The sequence below is a fragment of the Paracoccus limosus genome, from assembly GCF_009711185.1.
GTDB classification, from domain to species: domain Bacteria; phylum Pseudomonadota; class Alphaproteobacteria; order Rhodobacterales; family Rhodobacteraceae; genus Paracoccus; species Paracoccus limosus.
The window spans coordinates 1-18,682 of sequence record NZ_WMIF01000012.1 but is presented as its reverse complement, the minus strand read 5'-3'; the positions used below and the strand labels follow the sequence as shown (position 1 = coordinate 18,682).

16 protein-coding genes are annotated in these 18,682 nt (G+C 66.7%); 8 read left to right on the top strand and 8 right to left on the bottom strand.

The genetic code is table 11. The features are described 5' to 3' along the window. Positions 1-17: 17 nt before the first annotated feature. The 3 genes from GL279_RS10085 to GL279_RS10075 are packed head-to-tail and all read right to left on the bottom strand — an operon-like array spanning position 18 to position 2,590. Positions 18-776, bottom strand: a complete 759-nt coding sequence (locus GL279_RS10085; protein WP_155064505.1) for an endonuclease/exonuclease/phosphatase family protein — start codon at positions 774-776, stop codon at positions 18-20. A gap of 6 nt (positions 777-782) precedes the next feature. Next, positions 783-2,201, bottom strand: a complete 1,419-nt coding sequence (locus GL279_RS10080) for a protein adenylyltransferase SelO (RefSeq protein ID WP_155064504.1) — start codon at positions 2,199-2,201, stop codon at positions 783-785. A gap of 53 nt (positions 2,202-2,254) precedes the next feature. After that, entirely contained in the window at positions 2,255-2,590 is a 336-nt protein-coding gene (locus GL279_RS10075; RefSeq protein WP_155064503.1) for a DMT family transporter, read from the bottom strand. Between the two features lie 159 nt (positions 2,591-2,749). Here GL279_RS10075 and obgE point away from each other — a divergent pair, with 159 nt between their 5' ends. Further along, entirely contained in the window at positions 2,750-3,781 is a 1,032-nt protein-coding gene (gene obgE / locus GL279_RS10070) for a GTPase ObgE (RefSeq protein ID WP_343039771.1), read from the top strand. Next, positions 3,769-4,881, top strand: coding sequence for a glutamate 5-kinase (gene proB, locus GL279_RS10065; RefSeq protein ID WP_343039770.1), 1,113 nt, complete (start codon positions 3,769-3,771; stop codon positions 4,879-4,881). The genes obgE and proB overlap by 13 nt, the downstream gene beginning before the upstream one ends. A 70-nt stretch (positions 4,882-4,951) precedes the next feature. Here proB and GL279_RS10060 read toward each other — a convergent pair whose 3' ends face one another. Both GL279_RS10060 and pepN read right to left on the bottom strand, forming a co-directional pair. After that, positions 4,952-5,839, bottom strand: coding sequence for a 1-acyl-sn-glycerol-3-phosphate acyltransferase (locus GL279_RS10060; protein ID WP_246175269.1), 888 nt, complete (start codon positions 5,837-5,839; stop codon positions 4,952-4,954). A 61-nt stretch (positions 5,840-5,900) separates the two neighbouring features. Next, the gene (gene pepN, locus GL279_RS10055) at positions 5,901-8,453 is read right to left on the bottom strand and encodes an aminopeptidase N (RefSeq protein ID WP_155064499.1); all 2,553 of its coding nucleotides are present in this window, start codon (positions 8,451-8,453) and stop codon (positions 5,901-5,903) included. A gap of 168 nt (positions 8,454-8,621) precedes the next feature. Between pepN and GL279_RS10050 the strand changes: the two genes are divergently transcribed. From GL279_RS10050 to GL279_RS10035, 4 genes are all read left to right on the top strand, one after another. Further along, positions 8,622-9,293: a hypothetical protein gene (locus GL279_RS10050; RefSeq protein WP_155064498.1), complete on the top strand. Its 672-nt coding sequence runs from the start codon at positions 8,622-8,624 to the stop codon at positions 9,291-9,293. A 174-nt stretch (positions 9,294-9,467) separates the two neighbouring features. Next, on the top strand, positions 9,468-11,606 hold the full coding sequence (locus tag GL279_RS10045) for a malate synthase G (RefSeq protein WP_155064497.1): 2,139 nt from the start codon (positions 9,468-9,470) through the stop codon (positions 11,604-11,606). 213 nt (positions 11,607-11,819) lie between these two features. Continuing rightward, positions 11,820-13,394 carry a Re/Si-specific NAD(P)(+) transhydrogenase subunit alpha gene (locus GL279_RS10040; protein WP_343039769.1) on the top strand — a complete coding sequence of 525 codons (1,575 nt, stop codon included), beginning with the start codon at positions 11,820-11,822 and terminating at the stop codon, positions 13,392-13,394. A gap of 10 nt (positions 13,395-13,404) precedes the next feature. Continuing rightward, positions 13,405-14,844, top strand: coding sequence for an NAD(P)(+) transhydrogenase (Re/Si-specific) subunit beta (locus GL279_RS10035; RefSeq protein ID WP_155064496.1), 1,440 nt, complete (start codon positions 13,405-13,407; stop codon positions 14,842-14,844). A 107-nt stretch (positions 14,845-14,951) separates the two neighbouring features. On the opposite strand, the gene GL279_RS10030 is transcribed toward GL279_RS10035, so the two are convergent. Both GL279_RS10030 and GL279_RS10025 read right to left on the bottom strand, forming a co-directional pair. After that, positions 14,952-15,191, bottom strand: coding sequence for a hypothetical protein (locus tag GL279_RS10030; RefSeq protein ID WP_246175268.1), 240 nt, complete (start codon positions 15,189-15,191; stop codon positions 14,952-14,954). Between the two features lie 235 nt (positions 15,192-15,426). Further along, complete coding sequence (locus tag GL279_RS10025) at positions 15,427-15,936, bottom strand: L,D-transpeptidase family protein (RefSeq protein ID WP_155064494.1); 510 nt, start codon at positions 15,934-15,936, stop codon at positions 15,427-15,429. A 161-nt stretch (positions 15,937-16,097) separates the two neighbouring features. Here GL279_RS10025 and GL279_RS10020 point away from each other — a divergent pair, with 161 nt between their 5' ends. Further along, positions 16,098-17,390, top strand: a complete 1,293-nt coding sequence (locus GL279_RS10020; protein ID WP_155064493.1) for a DUF3422 family protein — start codon at positions 16,098-16,100, stop codon at positions 17,388-17,390. A gap of 18 nt (positions 17,391-17,408) precedes the next feature. Then, on the top strand, positions 17,409-17,753 hold the full coding sequence (locus GL279_RS10015; protein WP_155064492.1) for an arsenate reductase family protein: 345 nt from the start codon (positions 17,409-17,411) through the stop codon (positions 17,751-17,753). Here the strand turns inward: GL279_RS10015 and GL279_RS10010 are convergent. Continuing rightward, a complete protein-coding gene (locus tag GL279_RS10010; protein ID WP_155064491.1) occupies positions 17,750-18,361 on the bottom strand; it encodes a YitT family protein in 612 nt (203 codons plus the stop codon). The two genes, GL279_RS10015 and GL279_RS10010, sit on opposite strands and share 4 nt — an antisense overlap. Positions 18,362-18,682: the final 321 nt, after the last annotated feature.

Here is an 18,682-nt window from a genome sequence, read left to right as displayed (position 1 = left end):
GGATGAGGGGGGAAGCGTCATTCTTTGTTACCGCTAACAATTCGACCGGCGGCGCCCGGTTCCGGCGCGGCCGAGCGTGGCTCCAGCGCCAGATCGGCCCAGATCGGCAGATGGTCGCTGGCCTGCCGCGCGGTCCGGCTGTCCCAGACACCGCAATCCAGCACCTCGATCCCGCGCGAGACGGCGATGCGGTCATAGCGCAGGCGCGGAAACGGCGCGGGCCAGCTGGGGCCGGGGGCGATGACATGCATCGGCTCCAGCGCCTCGAGACCGCGATTGTCGTGCCATTCGTTGAAATCGCCGGTCAGGATCAGCCGCTCATGGCCGATGCGGCCGGCCTGTGCCACCAGCCGCGCCAGCTGCTGACGCCGCGAGGAGCGCGCCAGCCCCAGATGCACGGCGATCACCGTCAGACCGGGCAGCCGCAGCGCGATGGCGCCGCGCGGCTCGATGCCGGGCAGGGGCAGGCGGCGCACGCGGGCCTGCTCCATCAGTTCGGGGCGCATCAGGATGGTCTGGCCGTGCCAGCCCAGCGAATTCTCGCCGGTGCCCAGAAAGGCCGCCGGCACCATGCCGGTCATCTCTTCGATCATGGCGCGGGGCAGCGCTTCGGGGCGGCGGCCCATGCGGAAGTCGACCTCTTGCAGCGCGATGACATCGGGCCGCAGGTCGGCGATGACGCGCAGGTTGCGTTCGGGCGCGTGCGGCCCGGTCATGCCCCGGCATTTGTGCAGGTTGTAGCTGGCCAGTCGCAGGCTGGGATGTCGCAGGGGCATGGGGCGTCAGGTGCCACAGAAAGTGCGGTGAACGATCTGATCGGGCAGCGGCGCCTGCGCCAGATCGGCCCATTCGGGGCGGTCGTCAAAGGGCGCGCGCAGGGCGTCGTCCAGCCGGTGGAACAGGGTGAAATCCCCCTCGTCGCGGGCCTTGACGATGGCTTCCTCGATCCGGTGGTTGCGCGGGATGCGGCGCGGATTGGCGCGGGCCATCAGCGCCGCCGCCTCGGGCAGTTCGGCAATGCGGCCCTGCCAGTCGCGCGCCCAGGTGTCATAGGCGGCGGGGTCGGTGAATTCGTCGCGCGCGGTGCCATCCGAGAGCCCGGAAAAGACGCGGGTGAAATCGGCGCGCTCGGCGGCCATCACCGCCAGCAGCCGCTCGATCAGGGCGCGGTCCTGCGGCTCGGGGGCATTGATGCCCAGTTTCGCGCCAAAGACGCGCAGCCATTCGCGCTGATAGATCTCGGGAAAGCTGTGCACGATCCGCGTCGCTTCGGCCACGGCGGCATCGTCATTGCCCATCAGGGGCACAAGGCAGCTGGCCAGCTGCGCAAGGTTCCAGACCGCGATATTCGGCTGCTGGTCCCAGGCATAGCGCCCCTGCGCGTCGATCGAGGAAAACACCTGATCCGGCCGATAGCCATCCATGAAGGCGCAGGGGCCATAGTCGATGGTCTCGCCCGAGACGGACATGTTGTCGGTGTTCATCACGCCATGGATAAAGCCAAGGCCCATCCAGCCGGCAATGGTTCGCGCCTGCGCATCGACCACGCATTGCAGCAGATCGGCGGCGCTTCGGGCCTGCGGGTAGTGGCGGGCGATGACGTGATCGGCCAAAAGTTGCAGTCGGTCGCGGTCGCCGCGCGCGGCGTAGAATTCAAAGGTGCCGACGCGGATATGGCTGGCGGCCACGCGGGTCAGCACGGCGCCGGGCAGCAGGGTTTCGCGGATCACCGTCTCGCCGGTCACGACGGCGGCCAGGGCGCGGGTGGTCGGGATGCCAAAGGCCGACATGAATTCGCTGACCAGATATTCGCGCAGCACCGGGCCCAGCCAGGCGCGGCCATCGCCCCGGCGCGAAAACGGCGTCGGGCCCGCGCCCTTCAGCTGGATGTCGAACCGTGCGCCGTCCGGGGCCACCACCTCGCCCAGCAGCACCGCGCGGCCATCGCCAAGCTGCGGCGAAAAGCCGCCGAACTGGTGGCCGGCATAGGCCTGGGCGATGGGCTCGGCCCCTTCGGGCAGGGCGTTGCCGGCCAGCATCTGCACCCCCTCGGGGCTGTCCAGCCAATCGGCGTCAAGGCCAAGCCGCTCGGCCAGCGGCCGGTTCAGCGCGATCAGGCGCGGCGCTGCCACCGGAGTGGGCGCCGTGCGGGTGAAGAAGCCTTGCGGCAGACGGGCGTAGGAATTGTCGAAGTGGATCATCGGACCCTCCTTTGGACATTATCTAGCCTCTGGCGCGGAAATGTTAAGGCCGCTTAGTGACCGACGGTCTTGGAAAACAGATTGACGACGATGACGCCGGCCACGATCAGCCCCAGACCCAGCACGGCAGGCCCGTCCAGTTTCTGCCCAAAGACCAGCAGCCCGATGACCGATACCAGCACCATGCCCAGACCGCTCCAGATCGCATAGGCGATGCCAAGCGGCATCGAACGCAGCACCAGCGTCAGGAAATAAAAACTTGCGGCGTAGCACAGCCCCATCATGACGGTCGGCAGAACTTGGGTGAACTGCTGGCTGCGTTGCAGGAATGAGGTGCCGATCACTTCCAGCACGATGGCGGTCAACAGCGTCGCATAGGTCGTCAGCATGGCGGATATCCTTGGCGGGTGTCCCGCAGGCGCGGGGACTGGCCGCGCCATCTAGTCCCGGCGGCGGGGAAAAGTCACGCCACCCTTGAACACGCCACCCTTGAATACGGGCCCCGTTCTGACTATCCCGATGTCTTGCCAATTCCAGGGGTGCAGCCAGTGAAATTTCTCGATCTCGCCAAGGTCTATATCCGCTCGGGCGGCGGTGGCGCGGGCTGCGTCTCGTTCCGGCGCGAGAAGTTCATCGAATACGGCGGCCCCGATGGCGGCGACGGCGGCAAGGGCGGCGATGTCTGGGCCGAGGCGGTGGGCGGTCTGAACACGCTGATCGATTTCCGCTTCCAGCAGCATTTCTTTGCCAAGTCGGGCCAGCACGGCATGGGCTCGCAGCGCACCGGCGCCTCGGGTGACGACATCGTGCTGACCGTGCCCGTCGGCACCGAGATTCTGGAAGAGGATCAGGAAACCGTCATCGCCGATCTGACCGAGCCGGGCCAGCGCGTGCTGCTGGCGCGCGGCGGCAATGGCGGCTTTGGCAACCTGCATTTCAAAAGCTCGACCAACCGCTCGCCGCGCCGGGCCAATCCGGGGCAGGAGGGGATCGAGCGGACCCTGTGGCTGCGGCTGAAGCTGATCGCCGATGCGGGCCTGCTGGGGCTGCCGAACGCGGGCAAGTCGACCTTCCTGTCGGCGGTGTCGAATGCGCGACCCAAGATCGCCGACTATCCCTTTACCACCCTGCACCCCAATCTGGGCGTCGTGGGCATCGACCAGCATGAATTCGTCATGGCCGACATCCCCGGCCTGATCGAAGGCGCAAGCGAGGGGCGGGGCCTTGGCGACCAGTTCCTGGGCCATGTCGAGCGCTCGCGCGTGCTCTTGCACCTGATCGACGGCACCGGCGAGGATGTGGCGGGTGATGCCCGCACCATCCTGAACGAGCTTGCGGCCTATTCGCCGGCGCTGGCCGAAAAGCCGCGCGTGACCGCGCTGAACAAGATCGACGCCATCGACCCCGAGGAGCTGGCCGAAAAGCGCGCCGCGCTTGAGGCCGAGATCGGCGGGCCGGTCCTGCTGATGTCGGGCGTCTCGCGGCAGGGCGTGCCCGAGGTGCTGCGCGCGCTTTGGGCCCAGATCGCCCCCTCGCGCGGCCCGGTCGAGGACAAGGACGACAGTCCGTGGCAACCGTGATCCCGGAACTGAGCCGGGCGCAGCGGCTGGTCGTCAAGATCGGCTCGGCGCTGCTGGTGGATGATAACGGCCTGCGCGCCGAATGGCTGCGGGCGCTTTGCGACGATGTGGCGGCGGCGCGGGCGCGCGGCACGGATGTGGTGCTGGTGTCCTCGGGCGCCATCGCGCTGGGGCGCAAGGTTCTGGGCCTGCCGGCCGGCGCGCTGCGGGTCGAGCAATCGCAGGCGGCTGCCGCCGTGGGCCAGATCCGTCTGGCGCGCGCCTATGAAGAGGCTCTGGCGCCGCATGGCGTCAAGACCGCGCAGCTGCTGCTGACGCTGGACGACAGCACCGACCGCCGCCGCTATCTGAACAGCCGCGCCACGATGCAGGTGCTGCTGGACATGGGCACGGTGCCGATCGTCAACGAAAACGACACCGTCGCCACCGACGAGATCCGCTTTGGCGACAACGACCGGCTGGCCGCGCAGATCGCGGTGACCTGCGGCGCGGATCAACTGTTGCTGCTTTCGGACGTGGACGGGCTTTACACCGCCAATCCCAAGACGGACCCGACCGCGCGGCACCTGCCGGTGATCGAACAGATCACCCCGGAAATCGAGGCCATGGGCGGCGACCCGATCTCGGGCCTCAGCAAAGGCGGCATGAAGACCAAGCTGCTGGCGGCGCGCACCGCGGTCGCGGGCGGTTGCGCCATGGCGATTGCCGAGGGCTCGGTGCTGCACCCGTTGGCTGCGGTCGCGGGCGGCGCGCGGGTCAGCTGGTTCCTGCCCGACACCGACCCGCAGGCAGCGCGCAAGCGCTGGATCGCGGCAATGAAGCCCAAGGGCGAGATCACCGTGGACGCCGGCGCGGCCGAGGCGCTGGGGCGCGGCAAATCGCTGCTGCCGGCCGGGGTGACGGCGATCTCGGGTCGGTTCGGGCGCGGTGATCCGGTGGTGGTGCAGGATATGCGCGGTGCGCGACTGGCCTCGGGACTGGTGCGCTATTCCTCGACCGAGGCGCGGGCGATTGCCGGGCATCGCAGCGACGAGATCGCGGCGATTCTGGGCTATCCCGGTCGCGCGGCGCTGGTGCATCGCGACGATATGGTCGTGTGACCTATAGCCGGCAGTGCCTGTGGCGCTGTCGCATGGGTATTTGGAAAATGGTGAATGGCTGGCGCGGCGCTCAGTCGATGGCGTGCGGGGCGGCGACGGCCGGGGGGGACTGGCGAAACCTTGGCAGTTGCGCGAGCTTGACCGCGCCGGGGCCGGGGGGCGGCAGGGCCAGCGTCGCATCGCGCAGAAGGGCGATGCCGTCTTCGCTGCGCGCGGGCAGGCCGGCCGGGTCGATGGGCTTGCCGATGGTGACGCGGAAGGGCTGGCCCGCCTTGTTCAGCACCTCGTTGAACAGGGTCACGTCGCGCAGCGTCGGGTGGATGGCGTCGAGCGTGTAGAACAGCGCCGAGTTGCGGGCGCGGATGTGCAGCGGGATCACCGGCACGCCGAACTTCTTGGCGATCATCGCGGCGCTGGCCATCCACGGCCGTTCGTGGAGTGTCAGCCCCTGACGCTTGGCCAGCCGGCCCGAGGGGAAGATCAACCCGATCCGGCCCCGCTCGAGTGCGGTGCGGGTGTAATCCATGGTGGCGCGGGTCTTGGAATGGCTGCGCTTGTCCAGCCGCCATTCGACCGGCGCGATCAGTGACGCGAATTGCGGCAGGATGCGCATGATGTCGTGATTGGCATAGATGAAGAGGTCGTCGCGCACCGCCGAGACCAGCGCGTTCAGCACGATGCCATCGGCAATGCCGGTCGGGTGGTTCGAGACGATCAGCGCCGGGCCGTTGGCCGGGATGTTCTCGATCCCTTCGACCGTCAGATCGCGCACGATCAGCTGCGCGAGGCGGCGCATGATGTCTTCGGTGGGCAGGTCGCGGTATTCGGCGCCAAGCCGGACGGTCTGCGGATAGCGGAGCAGCCACATCAGCGCCTGACGCGCCAGACCATGATGCCAGCGGCCCGAAAAGAGCCACGGCGCCCGCTCGTGTATCAGCGGATCCAGACGGTTTCTCATGTCCTCGCGGGCATCCATGGATATGTAATGCCGTGCCCGCGAGGCGGCTGCAAGGGCGGTTCTACTCGGCCCGGTTCAGACCGGCGAGGATACGCGTAACCATCTCGGCGGTGTTGCGCGACAGCCCCGGCAGGGCGGCGATCCGGGCCAGTACGGCCTTGGCGCGGGCCTGCCGGGTCGCGTCATAGCGGCTGATCGTCTCGAAGGCCGAGCACATGCGCGCCGTGGTCTGCGGGTTCACCGGATCAAGCCGGATCAGCCAGTCGGCCAGGAAGTCATAGCCCGAGCCATCTGCGGCATGGAAGGCCGCGTGATTGGCGGTCAGCCCCGAGATCAGCGAGCGGAAGCGGTTGGGGTTCTTCCAGTCGAAATCCGGCCGCTGGGCCAGGGCACGCGCGCGGGCCACCGCCTGATCTGGGGCGGCGCGCAGCGGCTGGACCATGAACCATTTGTCCATGACCAGCCGGTTGTCGCGGAACTCGGCCTCGAAATCTGCCAGCGCCTGCGCGTCGCGGCCAAGCGCGATCAGCTGCTCGAGCGCGCCCTGGCGTTCGGTCATGTTGCCGGCGCTGGCAAACAGCGCCTCGGCCCGGGCGCCGCCATCGCGCCGCGACAGGTTGGCAAGGCAGGCAAGGCGCAGGCTGCGCCGCGCCGCGCCCTCGGCATCGGGGCGATAGGGGCCTTGCGGCGCCATGGCCTCGTAAAGCCGGGCAAAGGCCGTCTGATGCGCCTCGGCGATCTCGGAGAGAAGCGCGTGGCGGGCGGCGTGGATCGCATCCGGGTCGGGCGGGGTGCCGCGCGCGGCCAGCGTGGTGGCGATTTCCTCTTCGCCCGGCAGCGCAAGGCAAAGTGCCGCGAAGGCCGGGTCGCGTTCGGCATCATCCAGCACGCCGCCCAGAGCCTGCACCAGCGCGCGGCTGCCGGCTGCACCAGTGGCGCGCCGGGTCAGCTCGTCCAGCGCCAGATCGTGGCCGGCCTGCCAGCGGGCATAGGCATCGCTGTCATGCGCCAAGAGCAGCGCCTGCTCATTCGCGGTGATCTCGCGCGTGACCGTCACCGGCGCCGAGAAACCGCGCAAAAGCGAGACCACCGGCCGCGCGCCGAGTCCGTCGAAGCGGAAGCTTTGCTGCGCCTCGGTCATCTCCAGCACCGTGGTCGGCAGCACCTCGTCGCCATTCGGGCCGATCAACCCGATAGCGATGGGGATGACGCGCGGCGGCTTCTCGGACTGGCCGGGCGTCGGCGCGATGTCCTGGCGGAAGTTCAGGACCAGCGTGCCGTCCTGCCAATCCTCGGTCATGGTCAGGCGCGGCGTGCCGGCATCGGTATACCAGCGCTTGAACTGGGTCAGGTCGCGGCCGGTCGCGTCCTGAAACACCGCGATCCAGTCCTCAATCGTGCAGGCCTGCCCGTCGTGGCGGGTGAAATAGAGATCCAGCGCCTTGGCATAGCCGTCATCGCCGACCAGCCGTTTCAGCATACCGATGACCTCGGCGCCCTTTTCATAGACCGTCGCAGTGTAGAAGTTGTTGATTTCCTGATAGTGATCGGGGCGCGGCGGATGCGACAGCGGGCCCGAATCCTCGCGGAACTGGCGGGCGCGCAGGGTCTGCACATCATGGATGCGCTTGACCGCTGCGCTGCGCATGTCGCTGGTGAACTGCTGGTCGCGGAACACCGTCAGCCCCTCTTTCAGGCACAGCTGGAACCAGTCGCGGCAGGTGATGCGGTTGCCGGTCCAGTTGTGGAAATATTCGTGCCCGATCACGCCCTCGATGCGCTCGTAATCGCCATCGGTCGCGGTTTCGGCGGTGGCAAGGACCAGCTTCGAGTTGAAGATGTTCAGCCCCTTGTTCTCCATTGCGCCCATGTTGAAATCATCGACGGCGACGATGTTGAACACGTCCAGATCGTACTCGCGCCCGTAAGCCGTCTCGTCCCAGCGCATCGAGCGGATCAGGCTTTCCATCGCATAGCCCGCGCGCCCCTCATCGCCCGGACGCACCCAGACGTTCAGCGCCACATCGCGCCCCGACATGGTGGTGAAATGGTCCGAGACCGCGCGCAGATCGCCCGCGACCAGCGCGAACAGATAGGCGGGCTTCTTCCACGGATCGACCCAGACGGCGCGGCCCGGCGCCTGCTCGACCGGGTTACCGTTCGACAACAGCACCGGCTGGTCGGAATGGATGGTGACGCGGAAGGGCGCCATCACATCGGGGCGGTCGGGATACCATGTGATGTGGCGAAAGCCCTGCGCCTCGCATTGCGTGCAGAACATGCCACCCGACAGATACAGCCCCTCCAGCGCGGTATTCGCCTGCGGGTCGATCTCGACCTCGGCCGAGAAGGTAAAGCGGTCGGGCAGGTCGGGGATGGTCAGCCGCTCATCCGCTTCGTGGATCAGCGCCGGGTCGATCGGCTGGCCATCGACGCTGAGTGACAGCGTGCGCAGGCCGGCGCCGTCCAGTACCAGATCGCCCGGCGCCGTGCGGCGAAAGTCGATCTGCGACAGCACGCGGGTCGCGGTCGGGTGCAGGTGGAATTCCAGCCGCGTCTCGTCGATCTCGAATGGATAGGGGCGCCAGTCGGCGAGATATTGCGTGGCGGTCATCTTGGGCTCCCGAAGGCGGTTGAGGCGGCGCGATGAAAATTCCCGGGTCAGGGAACCCCATGCGAAACCAATAGTTAGTGGCCTGAGTGCCGGCCCGCAACCGGCGCTGAAAATGCAGCCGGTCAGGGCCGCGGCGCGATCGGCCGGTTCCACAAAGAGGAGAGCCACATGTCCTACGATCCGAACGATCCCAAGCGGGTTGACCTCGTCGATCCGGTGCGTCCGGGCCAGGTGAACCAGACCTATGTCGAGCCTGTCGAGCGCCGGGCGTCGCCCTTGCCCTTGATCGTCGGTATCCTTCTGGCCCTGGCGATCGCCTATTTCGTGCTGCAGTATTTCATGAACGGCACAACGGCCACCACCACGCCCGAGCAACCGGCGGTGACCACCCCGGCCCCGGCTGAAACCAGCACCGCCCCCGCGACTGCCCCGGCTGCCACCACCACCACCACCACGCCCGCCGAGGATGCGGCGAAATCGGCCGCCGATGCCGCGAACAACGCCGCCGACGCCGCCAAGAGCGCCGCCGATGCCGCGGGTCAGGCCGTCAAAGAGGGTGGCACCGCCGCGATGGATGCCGCCGGTCAGGCGGTCGATGCGGCCAAGAACGCCGCCTCTGATGCCGCGACTGCTGCCGGCAATGCCGCCACAGCCGCTGGCACCGCCGCCGACAATGTCGCGACCGATGCTGCCAATGCCGCGCGCGATGCCGCAGGCGCGGCCAAGGATGCCGCCTCGGACGCGGCCAAGGCCATCGACAATGCGATCAGCGTCGAACCGGCCACGCCCGCACCGACCACTCCGGCGCCGGCAACCGGCGCTCCGGCCAGCAGCAACTGACCGACTGTTGGGCAATGCCCGCCGCGCCGCCCCTGATCGGGGCGGCGTTTCCTTTGAAATCCGCAATTCTCCTTATCGGATTCGTGGAAAGATAGGACAATTGAACTGGAGCCGTGTTTGGCATACCACCGCACACCATATTTAGGTGTGCTGCAGAAAGAGGAAGGATTGACCATGGGTCGCGTTGAAAAAGCCGGATTGCGGGTGGACCAGACTCTGGCGGATTTCCTCAATGACCGCGGCCTGCCGGGCAGCGGGGTCGAGCCGCAGCAGTTCTGGCAGTCGCTGTCGCGGCTTTTGCATGAGTTCGGCCCGCGCAACCGCGCCCTGCTGGACAAGCGCGAGGCGCTGCAGGCGGCCATCGACGGCTGGCATCTGGCGCATCGGGGCCAGGATATCGACGCCGGCACCTACCGCGATTTCCTGACCGAGATCGGCTATCTCGTCCCCGAGGGCGAGGATTTCAGCATCGAGACCCCCGCCACCGACCCCGAATTCGCCGAACTTGCCGGCCCGCAGTTGGTGGTTCCGATCACCAATGCCCGCTATGCGCTGAACGCCGCCAACGCCCGCTGGGGCAGCCTCTATGACGCGCTTTACGGCACCGACGCGATGGGAGATCTGCCGCAGGGCAAGGGCTATGATGCCACCCGCGGCGCCCGCGTCATCGACTGGGGCCGCGAGTTCCTCGACGGCGCCACGCCGCTGGCGGAAGGGTCCTGGGCGGGGATCGACGGGCTGTCGGTCAAGGACGGCGCGCTGGTCCCGGCGCTGCGTGATCCGGCGAAATTCGCCGGTCATATCGGCGATGCCGCCAAACCCACGGACGTGTTCCTGAAAAACAACGGCCTCTTCATCCGCATCACCCTTGATGCCAGCAAGCCGGTGGCCCAGCAGGACCGCGCCGGCATCGCCGATATCGTCATCGAATCCGCCCTGTCGGCGATCATGGATTGCGAGGATTCGGTCGCCTGCGTCGATGGCGAGGACAAGGCGCTGGCCTATGGCAACTGGCTGGGCCTGATGGACGGCACGCTGACCGAATCCGTCGAAAAGAACGGCAAGACCTTCACCCGCCGGCTCAGCCCCGATGTGACCTTCACCGGCCCCGATGGCGCCGAGGTGACGGCCAAGGGCCGCGCCCTGATGCTGGTGCGCAACGTGGGCCACCTGATGACCACGCCCGCCGTCCTTGACCGCGAGGGCAGGGAGGTGTTCGAGGGCCTGCTGGACGCCATGATCACCGTGCTTTGCGCCAAGCGCGATCTGGAACGGCAGGGGCCGCGCAACTCGGTCACCGGCTCGATCTATGTCGTGAAACCCAAGATGCACGGCCCCGAGGAAGTCGCCTTCGCCAGCGAGATCTTCGATTTCGTCGAGGATGCGCTGGGACTGCCTCGCCACACCGTCAAGCTGGGCATCATGGACGAGGAACGCCGCACCAGCGCCAACCTCAAGGAATGCATCCGCGCCGCGAAACATCGGGTGGCCTTCATCAACACGGGCTTTCTCGACCGCACCGGCGACGAGATCCACACCTCGATGGAGGCCGGCACCATGCTGGCCAAGGGCGAGATGAAATCGCAGCCGTGGATCTCGGCCTATGAGGATCGCAACGTCGATATCGGTCTGGCCTGTGGTCTGGCCGGCAAGGCGCAGATCGGCAAGGGCATGTGGGCGATCCCCGACCACATGGCCGAGATGCTGGCGCAAAAGATCGCCCATCCGATGGCCGGCGCCAATACCGCATGGGTGCCCAGCCCGACCGCCGCGACCCTGCATGCCACGCATTACCACCGCGTCAATGTCCATGCCCGTCAGGCCGAGATCGCGGCGCTGAAACGCCCGGCGCGTCTGGACGATCTGCTGACCGTGCCGCTGGCTCTGGGCCGCAACTACAGCGACGTGGAAATCACCCGCGAGCTGGAAAACAACTGTCAGGGCATCCTTGGCTATGTCGTGCGCTGGATCGACCAGGGCGTCGGCTGCTCGAAAGTGCCCGATATCAATGATGTCGGCCTGATGGAGGACCGCGCCACGCTGCGCATCTCGGCGCAGTCGCTGGCGAACTGGCTGCATCAGGGCGTGGTCAGCGAAGCGCAGGTCATGGACGCGATGCGCAAGATGGCCGCCGTGGTCGACCGTCAGAACCAGAACGATCCGGCCTATCTGCCGATGGCGCCGGGCTTTGACGGCGTGGCCTTTCAGGCCGCCTGCGATCTGGTCTTCCTCGGCCGTGTCCAGCCCTCGGGCTATACCGAGCCGGTGCTGCACGCCCGCCGCCTGCAGGCCAAGGCCGAACGCCGCGCGTAAGCGGTAAAGGTTCCACCACGCGAACGGCCCCGGCGCGCAGGCTCCGGGGCCGTTTTGCTGCCTGAATTTGCAGCATGGCTTGGTCAGACCGGACCAAAGGTCGCATGACGTAGCGTCGTTTTTCACGCTGTCACGGCTCCTCGCGCCCTTGTGAAAGATTGTTGCGCGGTGCTATGCAGTCCCGATCAAGACGCGAATTGGGGAGGTGCCCTCGTGAAAATCGGCGCTTTGAAAGAGAGTTACGAGGGGGAGGCGCGCGTAGCGGTGACCCCGTCCTCGGCAGCCCATCTCAAGAAGCTGGGCCATGAGGTCTATGTGGAATCTGGGGCTGGCCGCAGCGCCGGTTTCAGCGATGCCGCCTATGAGGCGGCGGGGGTGACCGTCGAGCCCACGGCGCAGGCGCTGATCAACGACGTCGATGTCGTGGTCAAGGTCCGTCCCCCCAGCACGGATGAAATCCACGCCATGCGGCGCGGCCAGACGCTGATCTCGCATTTCTGGCCGGCGCAGAACGCCGATCTGCTGGAAACCGCGCGCGAGCAGGGCGTGACCGCCATCGCCATGGACATGGTGCCGCGCATCTCGCGCGCGCAAAAGATGGACGCGCTGTCCTCGATGGCCAATATCGCCGGCTACCGCGTGGTGATCGAGGCGGCGAACAACTTCGGCCGCTTCTTCACCGGGCAGGTGACGGCGGCAGGCAAGGTGCCGCCGGCCAAGGTGCTGATCGTCGGTGCGGGCGTCGCGGGTCTTGCGGCCATCGGGGCCGCGACCAGCCTTGGCGCACAGGTCTATGCTTTTGACGTGCGGCCCGAAGTGGCCGAGCAGATCGAATCCATGGGCGCCGAATTCGTCTATCTGGACTTCAAGGAAGCCCAGACAGATGGCGCGGCGACCGGCGGCTATGCCGCACCCTCGTCGCCCGAATTCCGCGAGGCGCAACTGGCCAAGTTCCGCGAACTGGCGCCGCAGATGGACATCGTCATCACCACGGCGCTGATCCCCGGACGGCCCGCGCCGAAGCTTTGGACCGCCGATATGGTCGAGGCGATGAAGACCGGCTCGGTCATCGTCGATCTTGCGGCCGAGCGGGGCGGCAACTGCGATCTGACCGTTCCCGATCAGCGCATCGTGACCGACAATGGCGTGGTCATCATCGGCTACACCGACTTCCCGTCGCGGATGGGTGCGCAGGCCTCGGAACTTTATGGCAACAATATCCGTCACATGCTGTCGGATCTGACGCCAGGCAAGGATGGCGTCATCGTCCAGAACATGGAGGATGACGTGATCCGCGGCGCCACCGTCACCTTTGACGGCGACGTGACCTGGCCGCCGCCGCCGCCCAAGGTGGCCGCCATCGCCGCGCAAAAGCCCAAGGAAAAGGCCCGCGAGCTGACGCCCGAGGAAAAGCGCGCCGCCGAGGTCGCCGCCTTCAAGGCGCAGACCCGCAGTCAGGTGACGCTCCTGGGCGCCGGTGCGGTGCTGATGCTGCTGGTCGGCCTTTTTGCCCCCGCCAGCTTCCTGTCGCATTTCATCGTCTTCGTGCTGTCGGTGTTCATCGGCTTCCAGGTGATCTGGAACGTCAGCCATTCGCTGCACACGCCGCTGATGGCGATCACCAACGCGATCTCCTCGATCATCATCGTGGGCGCGCTGTTGCAGATCGGCTCGGGCTCGTGGCTGGTGGTGCTTCTGGCGGCGCTGTCGGTGCTGATGGCCGGCGTCAACATCTTTGGCGGCTTCATGGTCACGCGCCGGATGCTCGCCATGTTCCAGAAATCGTAAGGAGAGGGCGATGGAATACGGTTTCACCACCGCCGCCTATGTCGTCGCGGCCGTGCTGTTCATCCTGTCTCTGGGCGGTCTGTCCGGTCAGGAAAGCGCCAAGCGCGCGGTCTGGTATGGCATTTCTGCCATGGCGCTGGCCGTGGTCGCCACGCTCATCGGGCCGGGCTATGGCAACTGGCTGATCTCGATCCTGATGCTGGCCGTGGGTGGCGGCATCGGCTGGGTCGTCGCCAAGCGCGTCCAGATGACCGAAATGCCGCAGCTGGTCGCGGCCATGCACAGCCTTGTCGGTCTTGCCGCCGTGCTGATCGGCTTCAACGCCCAGTTCGAACTCAGCCGCGTGCTGCGCGCCCGCGCCGCCGATGCCATGGCCGAGTTCCACGGCTTTGCCGCCGTGCTGGCCCACAAGACCCCCGCCGAAATCGCCATGCTCAAGGTCGAGGTGGCGCTGGGGATCTTCATCGGCGCCGTCACCTTCACCGGCTCGATCGTCGCCTTTGGCAAGCTGGCCGGCAAGATCGACGGCAAGCCCAAAAAACTGCCCGGCGGCCATATGCTGAACGCGGCGGCTGCGGCGCTGTCGGTGCTGGCGCTGGTGCTTTACTGCACTACCGGCGCGCCGGTGCTGTGGCTTCTGGTCATCGCGCTGGCCGCCTTCTTCATCGGCTACCACCTGATCATGGGCATCGGCGGCGCCGACATGCCGGTCGTGGTCTCGATGCTGAACAGCTACTCGGGCTGGGCGGCGGCGGCCATCGGCTTCACGCTGGGCAATGATCTGCTGATCGTGGTCGGCGCGCTGGTCGGCTCGTCGGGGGCCATCCTCAGCTACATCATGTGCAAGGCGATGAACCGCAACTTCGTCAGCGTCATCCTTGGCGGCTTTGGCGGCGAGACCGGCCCGGCGATGGAAATCACCGGCGAACAGATCGCCATCGACGCCGACGGCGTGGCGGCGGCCCTGAACGATGCCGACGAGATCATCATCGTCCCCGGCTACGGCATGGCGGTGGCGCAGGCCCAGCAATCGGTCAGCGAACTGACCCGCAAGCTGCGCGCCAAGGGCAAGAACGTCCGCTTCGCGATCCACCCGGTCGCAGGCCGTCTGCCCGGCCACATGAACGTGCTGCTGGCCGAGGCCAAGGTGCCCTACGACATCGTGCTGGAGATGGACGAGATCAACGAGGATTTCCCCAATACCGACGTGGTGATCGTCATCGGCTCGAACGACATCGTGAACCCGGCGGCGCAAGAGGATCCGAACTCGCCCATCGCCGGCATGCCGGTGCTGGAGGTCTGGAAGGCAAAGCAGGTCTTCGTGTCGAAGCGCGGTCAGGGCACCGGCTATTCCGGCATCGAAAACCCGCTGTTCTACAAGGACAACACCCGGATGTTCTATGGCGACGCCAAGAAATCCATCGACCAGCTGCTGCCGATGATCGAATGACGGGGCGCGGCCGGACCCCGGCCGCCCGACCCCTGCGACACAGTATAAAGGCGGGCCCCGAAGGGCCCGCCTTTGTCATTTCCCGTCGATGTGCTGGTGGTGGACGGTCAAAGAGCCTGGAGCATGGATTTGACGACATCGGCGGGCAACGCCGGGTGCAGCGCCAGCTTGCGCGTGCGCTTGCCACGGCGGGGGATCAGCAGGGCGCAGCGCGTTGCCACGGCCTGCGAGCGTTCGGCCGAACTGTCCACGATGGCGCCGGCACGCCAGCGGGACTTGGGACCGAAGCGCATGACGAATGCGATCTGGCCGGGCACGTAGCCCAGCGTCTCGGGGGAATCGATCATGTTCTCATGGATGACCGGGGGAAACATCGGGGCTCTGCGCGGCTGGGTTACTCGTGAAAAAGTTAATCCCTGCGTCGGCGCTTGACCATCTGACCTTTTGAACAGGTCTGCCATACCACGGCGATGCGAATCCGCCCCTGCGGGCAGGGGGTTTCGGCGGTGCAACCGGGGGGTAAAGGGGGCCCGCAGGCCGGGGAGGCGGCCAGCCGGGCTTGCCGGCCGGCCCGAAATCGCCTCAGGGCAGGATCAGGATCGGCGTGCCATCGGGCACCATCGCATAGATATCCTCGACCTGATCATCGGTGACGGCGATGCAGCCCGCCGTCCAGTCGCGATGCTGCTTGGACAACGCTCGGCCCTCGGGGCCCTGACCGTGGATAAAGATGTCGCCGCCCGGCTGCTGACCCTGCGCCAGCGCAAAGGCGGTGTCGGTCGGGTTGGGATAAGAGACACCCACCGACAGGTGATAGCGGCTGTCGGGGTTGCGCCGGTCGATGAAATACATGCCCTCGGGCGTCTTGCCGTCACCCTCGAACTGCTTGTGGCCGATGGGCATATTGCCCAGACCGATGTCATAGACCTTCAGCGCCGTATTGCCGCTCAGCAGATACATCTTGCGTTCGCCCTTTTTCACCAGAACCTGGGTGACGGGCGGACCGTTGTAGGTCTTGAACTTGCTCGGCGCACAGGCGGCCAGCCCTATGATCAGAATGGCTGCAACCAGCCTGATGATCCCGCGTTTCATTCCTGCCCTCGATGCTGTTTGGCCGCATTTTGCCCCGCCCGTCCCGGCGCGGCAATGCGCCGGTCTTCACGAAAACATGATGCGGCCACAACCGCGCCGCAAACCGGGCCTCATCCCGCTTTCTGTCTTGCGAGGCCATGGCCGCCTGATATTCATCGTTCATGAACGATGATGCCGAACATCCGCAGCGCTATGCGCTGGTCAATGAACTGCATGCCCGGCCCTCGCCGCGGCTCGAGGCGCCCTGCACGGCGGTGTTTCTGGCCATCAAAGAGCCCAGCGATGCTGCCAACCGCGACCGCGCCCGCGATGTCGCGCATCTGGCCGAATTCTGCGCCCGCAACGGCGCGCCGCGCCCCGATCCGCAGGCCGGCCATTACAAGGCCAGCTTCGGCCGCTACAAGCTGCGCTGGGAAAGCCATACCGAATTCGTGACCTATGCCGCCTTCATGCGCGGCCTGCCGCCCAGCCCCTTCGACCCTTCGGCGGGGGCGGTGTTCCCGCGCGACTGGCAGGCACGGGCCCCGGGCAAGCGGGTGGCGGCGGTGATGATTCAGGTGGATTTCCTGCCCGACGACCCGCAAGAGGTATTGCCCCGGCTTCAGGAATGGTTCGCCGCCGACAGCCTCGCCTCGGTCTGGGTGCTCGATGAGGCGGCGGTGGTCGCGGGTGATTTCCGCATCGACCCGGCCGGCTGGATGCGCTTTGCCGTCTTCGTGCGTCCCGGCACCGGCTCGGGCCGCATTGGCCGCATCGTCCAGCGCCTGATGGAGCTGGAAACCTATCGCGCCATGTCCATGCTGGGCCTTGGCCGCGCGCGCGAACTGACCGCGCAGCTCAATGCGCTTGACCCGCAGCTCGCTGGCATCGTGCAGGGCATGGCCGACGAATCCCGCCCGGCGGATGCGGTGCTGCACGAACTGCTCAGCGTCTCGACCCGGCTGGAAAGCGCCGCCACCCAGCATGATTTCCGCTTTGGCGCCACCGATGCCTATGAGGCGATCGTGATGGACCGCGTTGCCGCCCTGCGCGAGACGCGCTTTCTGGGCGGCCAGATGCTGACCGAATTCATGACCCGGCGCTATCACCCGGCGATGCGCACGGCGAAATCCGCCCATAGGCGGCTGGTCACCATGCTTGATCGGGCGGAACGTGCCGGCGAATTGCTGCGCACCCGCGTCGATGTCCAGCGCAGCGCCCAGAATCAGGACATCATGCAGCGCATGGACCGGCGCGCCGACCTGCAATTGCGCCTGCAACACACGGTCGAGGGGCTTTCGGTGGTCGCGATCAGCTATTACGCCGTCGGATTGCTGGGCTATGCGCTTTATCCGCTGGCCCATGCGCTCGACATCGACAAGGGCGTGCTGGTCGCCGCGCTGACCCCGGTGGTGGTGCTTGGCGCATGGGCTTTGATGCGCCGGATCAAGGCGCGGCTGCACGCCGAACACTGACAAGGAAAGGGGGTCCGCATGGGCAAGTCACTCAGGATCTATGGCCTCGGACATTGCTCGACGGTGCAAAAGGCCCGCGCCGAGCTCGAATCGGCGGGTTGGAGCATCGACTTCCGCGATGTGGCCAAGGAACCGCTCTCCGACAGCGAATGGCAGGCGATGATCGCCGATTTCGGCGACAAGCTGGTCAATCGCGCCAGCCTGACATGGCGCGCCATGTCCGAGGCCGAGCGCGCCCAGACCCCGCTCGCCATGCTGCAGGCCAAGCCCTCGCTGATGAAGCGCCCGGCGATCCTGCAAGGCGACAACCGCCTGCTCGGCTGGACCGCCAATGTCAAACGCGCCCTCGGCGTGGCGGCCTAGGCGATGTAGCGGTCGCGCCGGTGGTTCAGCGCGATCACCAGATTCAGCACCAAGGCCCCCAGCGCCGACCATGCCACCGCCTGCCAGTCGCGCACGAACAGCGCCAGCGCGAACAGGCAGGCGTCAAAGATCAGCTGCGTCCAGCCGGCGCGAAAGCCGGTGGCATCCTGCAGATACAGCGCGACGATGCCGATGCCGCCCAGCGAGGCGCCATGCCGGAACAGCGCCAGCAGCGCCGATCCGCTCAGACAGCCGACCAGCACCGCGCCCACGGCGGGATGCACGGCACCGAATTGCAGCTGGGCCGGCAACCAGCTCACCAGCACCGACAGCCCGGCAACCGCGACAAAGCTCTTGATCATGAAGGCCAGCCCCAGCCGGCGATAGCCCAGCCAGTAGAACGGCAGGTTGACGACAAAGAACACCGGGCCAAAGCCCCAGCCGGTGGCATAGGCGATCAGCAGCGCCAGCCCCGCCGTCTGCCCGGTCACCAGCCCCAGATGGGTCAGCAACAGCACCCCGACCGAGGCCATGAAACTGCCAAAGGCCAGCCCCTGGGCATCGTCGATCAGGCTGTGGCGGGTCGGGCGTGCGGGTGTCGGTTCCATGTCGCAGCCATGCCGCGCCCCTGCGCGATCCGCAAGCCCCTGCAAAAGCGCAAAGGCCGGGACAGAGCCCCGGCCTTCATCATTTCCCAAATACCCCCGCCGGAGGCAGCCGGCCTCAGTCGAAGGCGCGGTCGGTGATCACCGTCACATAGGCCCCCTCTGGCGCCTTGGTGATGACCATATCGAACACCTAAATGTTGAACGGCTTGCAATAAGGACCCCGCTTCTGGGGTGATCGGCGTCCAAAAGGGACCCCACCGACCGGGGGTTGGGTCCATTGTGCCTTCGATGATTATCGGAGGCCGAGCACGGGATGCTGAT

What these genes read in the sequence shown, in the direction of transcription:
- GL279_RS10060 (WP_246175269.1), bottom strand. Translation starts at nt 5,839, where the DNA reads ATGAGAAACCGTCTGGATCCGCTGATACACGAGCGGGCGCCGTGGCTC.
- GL279_RS10045 (WP_155064497.1), top strand. Translation starts at nt 9,468, where the DNA reads ATGGGTCGCGTTGAAAAAGCCGGATTGCGGGTGGACCAGACTCTGGCG.
- GL279_RS10050 (WP_155064498.1), top strand. Translation starts at nt 8,622, where the DNA reads ATGTCCTACGATCCGAACGATCCCAAGCGGGTTGACCTCGTCGATCCG.
- GL279_RS10085 (WP_155064505.1), bottom strand. Translation starts at nt 776, where the DNA reads ATGCCCCTGCGACATCCCAGCCTGCGACTGGCCAGCTACAACCTGCAC.
- GL279_RS10025 (WP_155064494.1), bottom strand. Translation starts at nt 15,936, where the DNA reads ATGAAACGCGGGATCATCAGGCTGGTTGCAGCCATTCTGATCATAGGG.
- pepN (WP_155064499.1), bottom strand. Translation starts at nt 8,453, where the DNA reads ATGACCGCCACGCAATATCTCGCCGACTGGCGCCCCTATCCATTCGAG.
- GL279_RS10075 (WP_155064503.1), bottom strand. Translation starts at nt 2,590, where the DNA reads ATGCTGACGACCTATGCGACGCTGTTGACCGCCATCGTGCTGGAAGTG.
- GL279_RS10035 (WP_155064496.1), top strand. Translation starts at nt 13,405, where the DNA reads ATGGAATACGGTTTCACCACCGCCGCCTATGTCGTCGCGGCCGTGCTG.
- GL279_RS10010 (WP_155064491.1), bottom strand. Translation starts at nt 18,361, where the DNA reads ATGGAACCGACACCCGCACGCCCGACCCGCCACAGCCTGATCGACGAT.
- GL279_RS10080 (WP_155064504.1), bottom strand. Translation starts at nt 2,201, where the DNA reads ATGATCCACTTCGACAATTCCTACGCCCGTCTGCCGCAAGGCTTCTTC.
- GL279_RS10020 (WP_155064493.1), top strand. Translation starts at nt 16,098, where the DNA reads ATGAACGATGATGCCGAACATCCGCAGCGCTATGCGCTGGTCAATGAA.
- GL279_RS10030 (WP_246175268.1), bottom strand. Translation starts at nt 15,191, where the DNA reads ATGATCGATTCCCCCGAGACGCTGGGCTACGTGCCCGGCCAGATCGCA.
- GL279_RS10015 (WP_155064492.1), top strand. Translation starts at nt 17,409, where the DNA reads ATGGGCAAGTCACTCAGGATCTATGGCCTCGGACATTGCTCGACGGTG.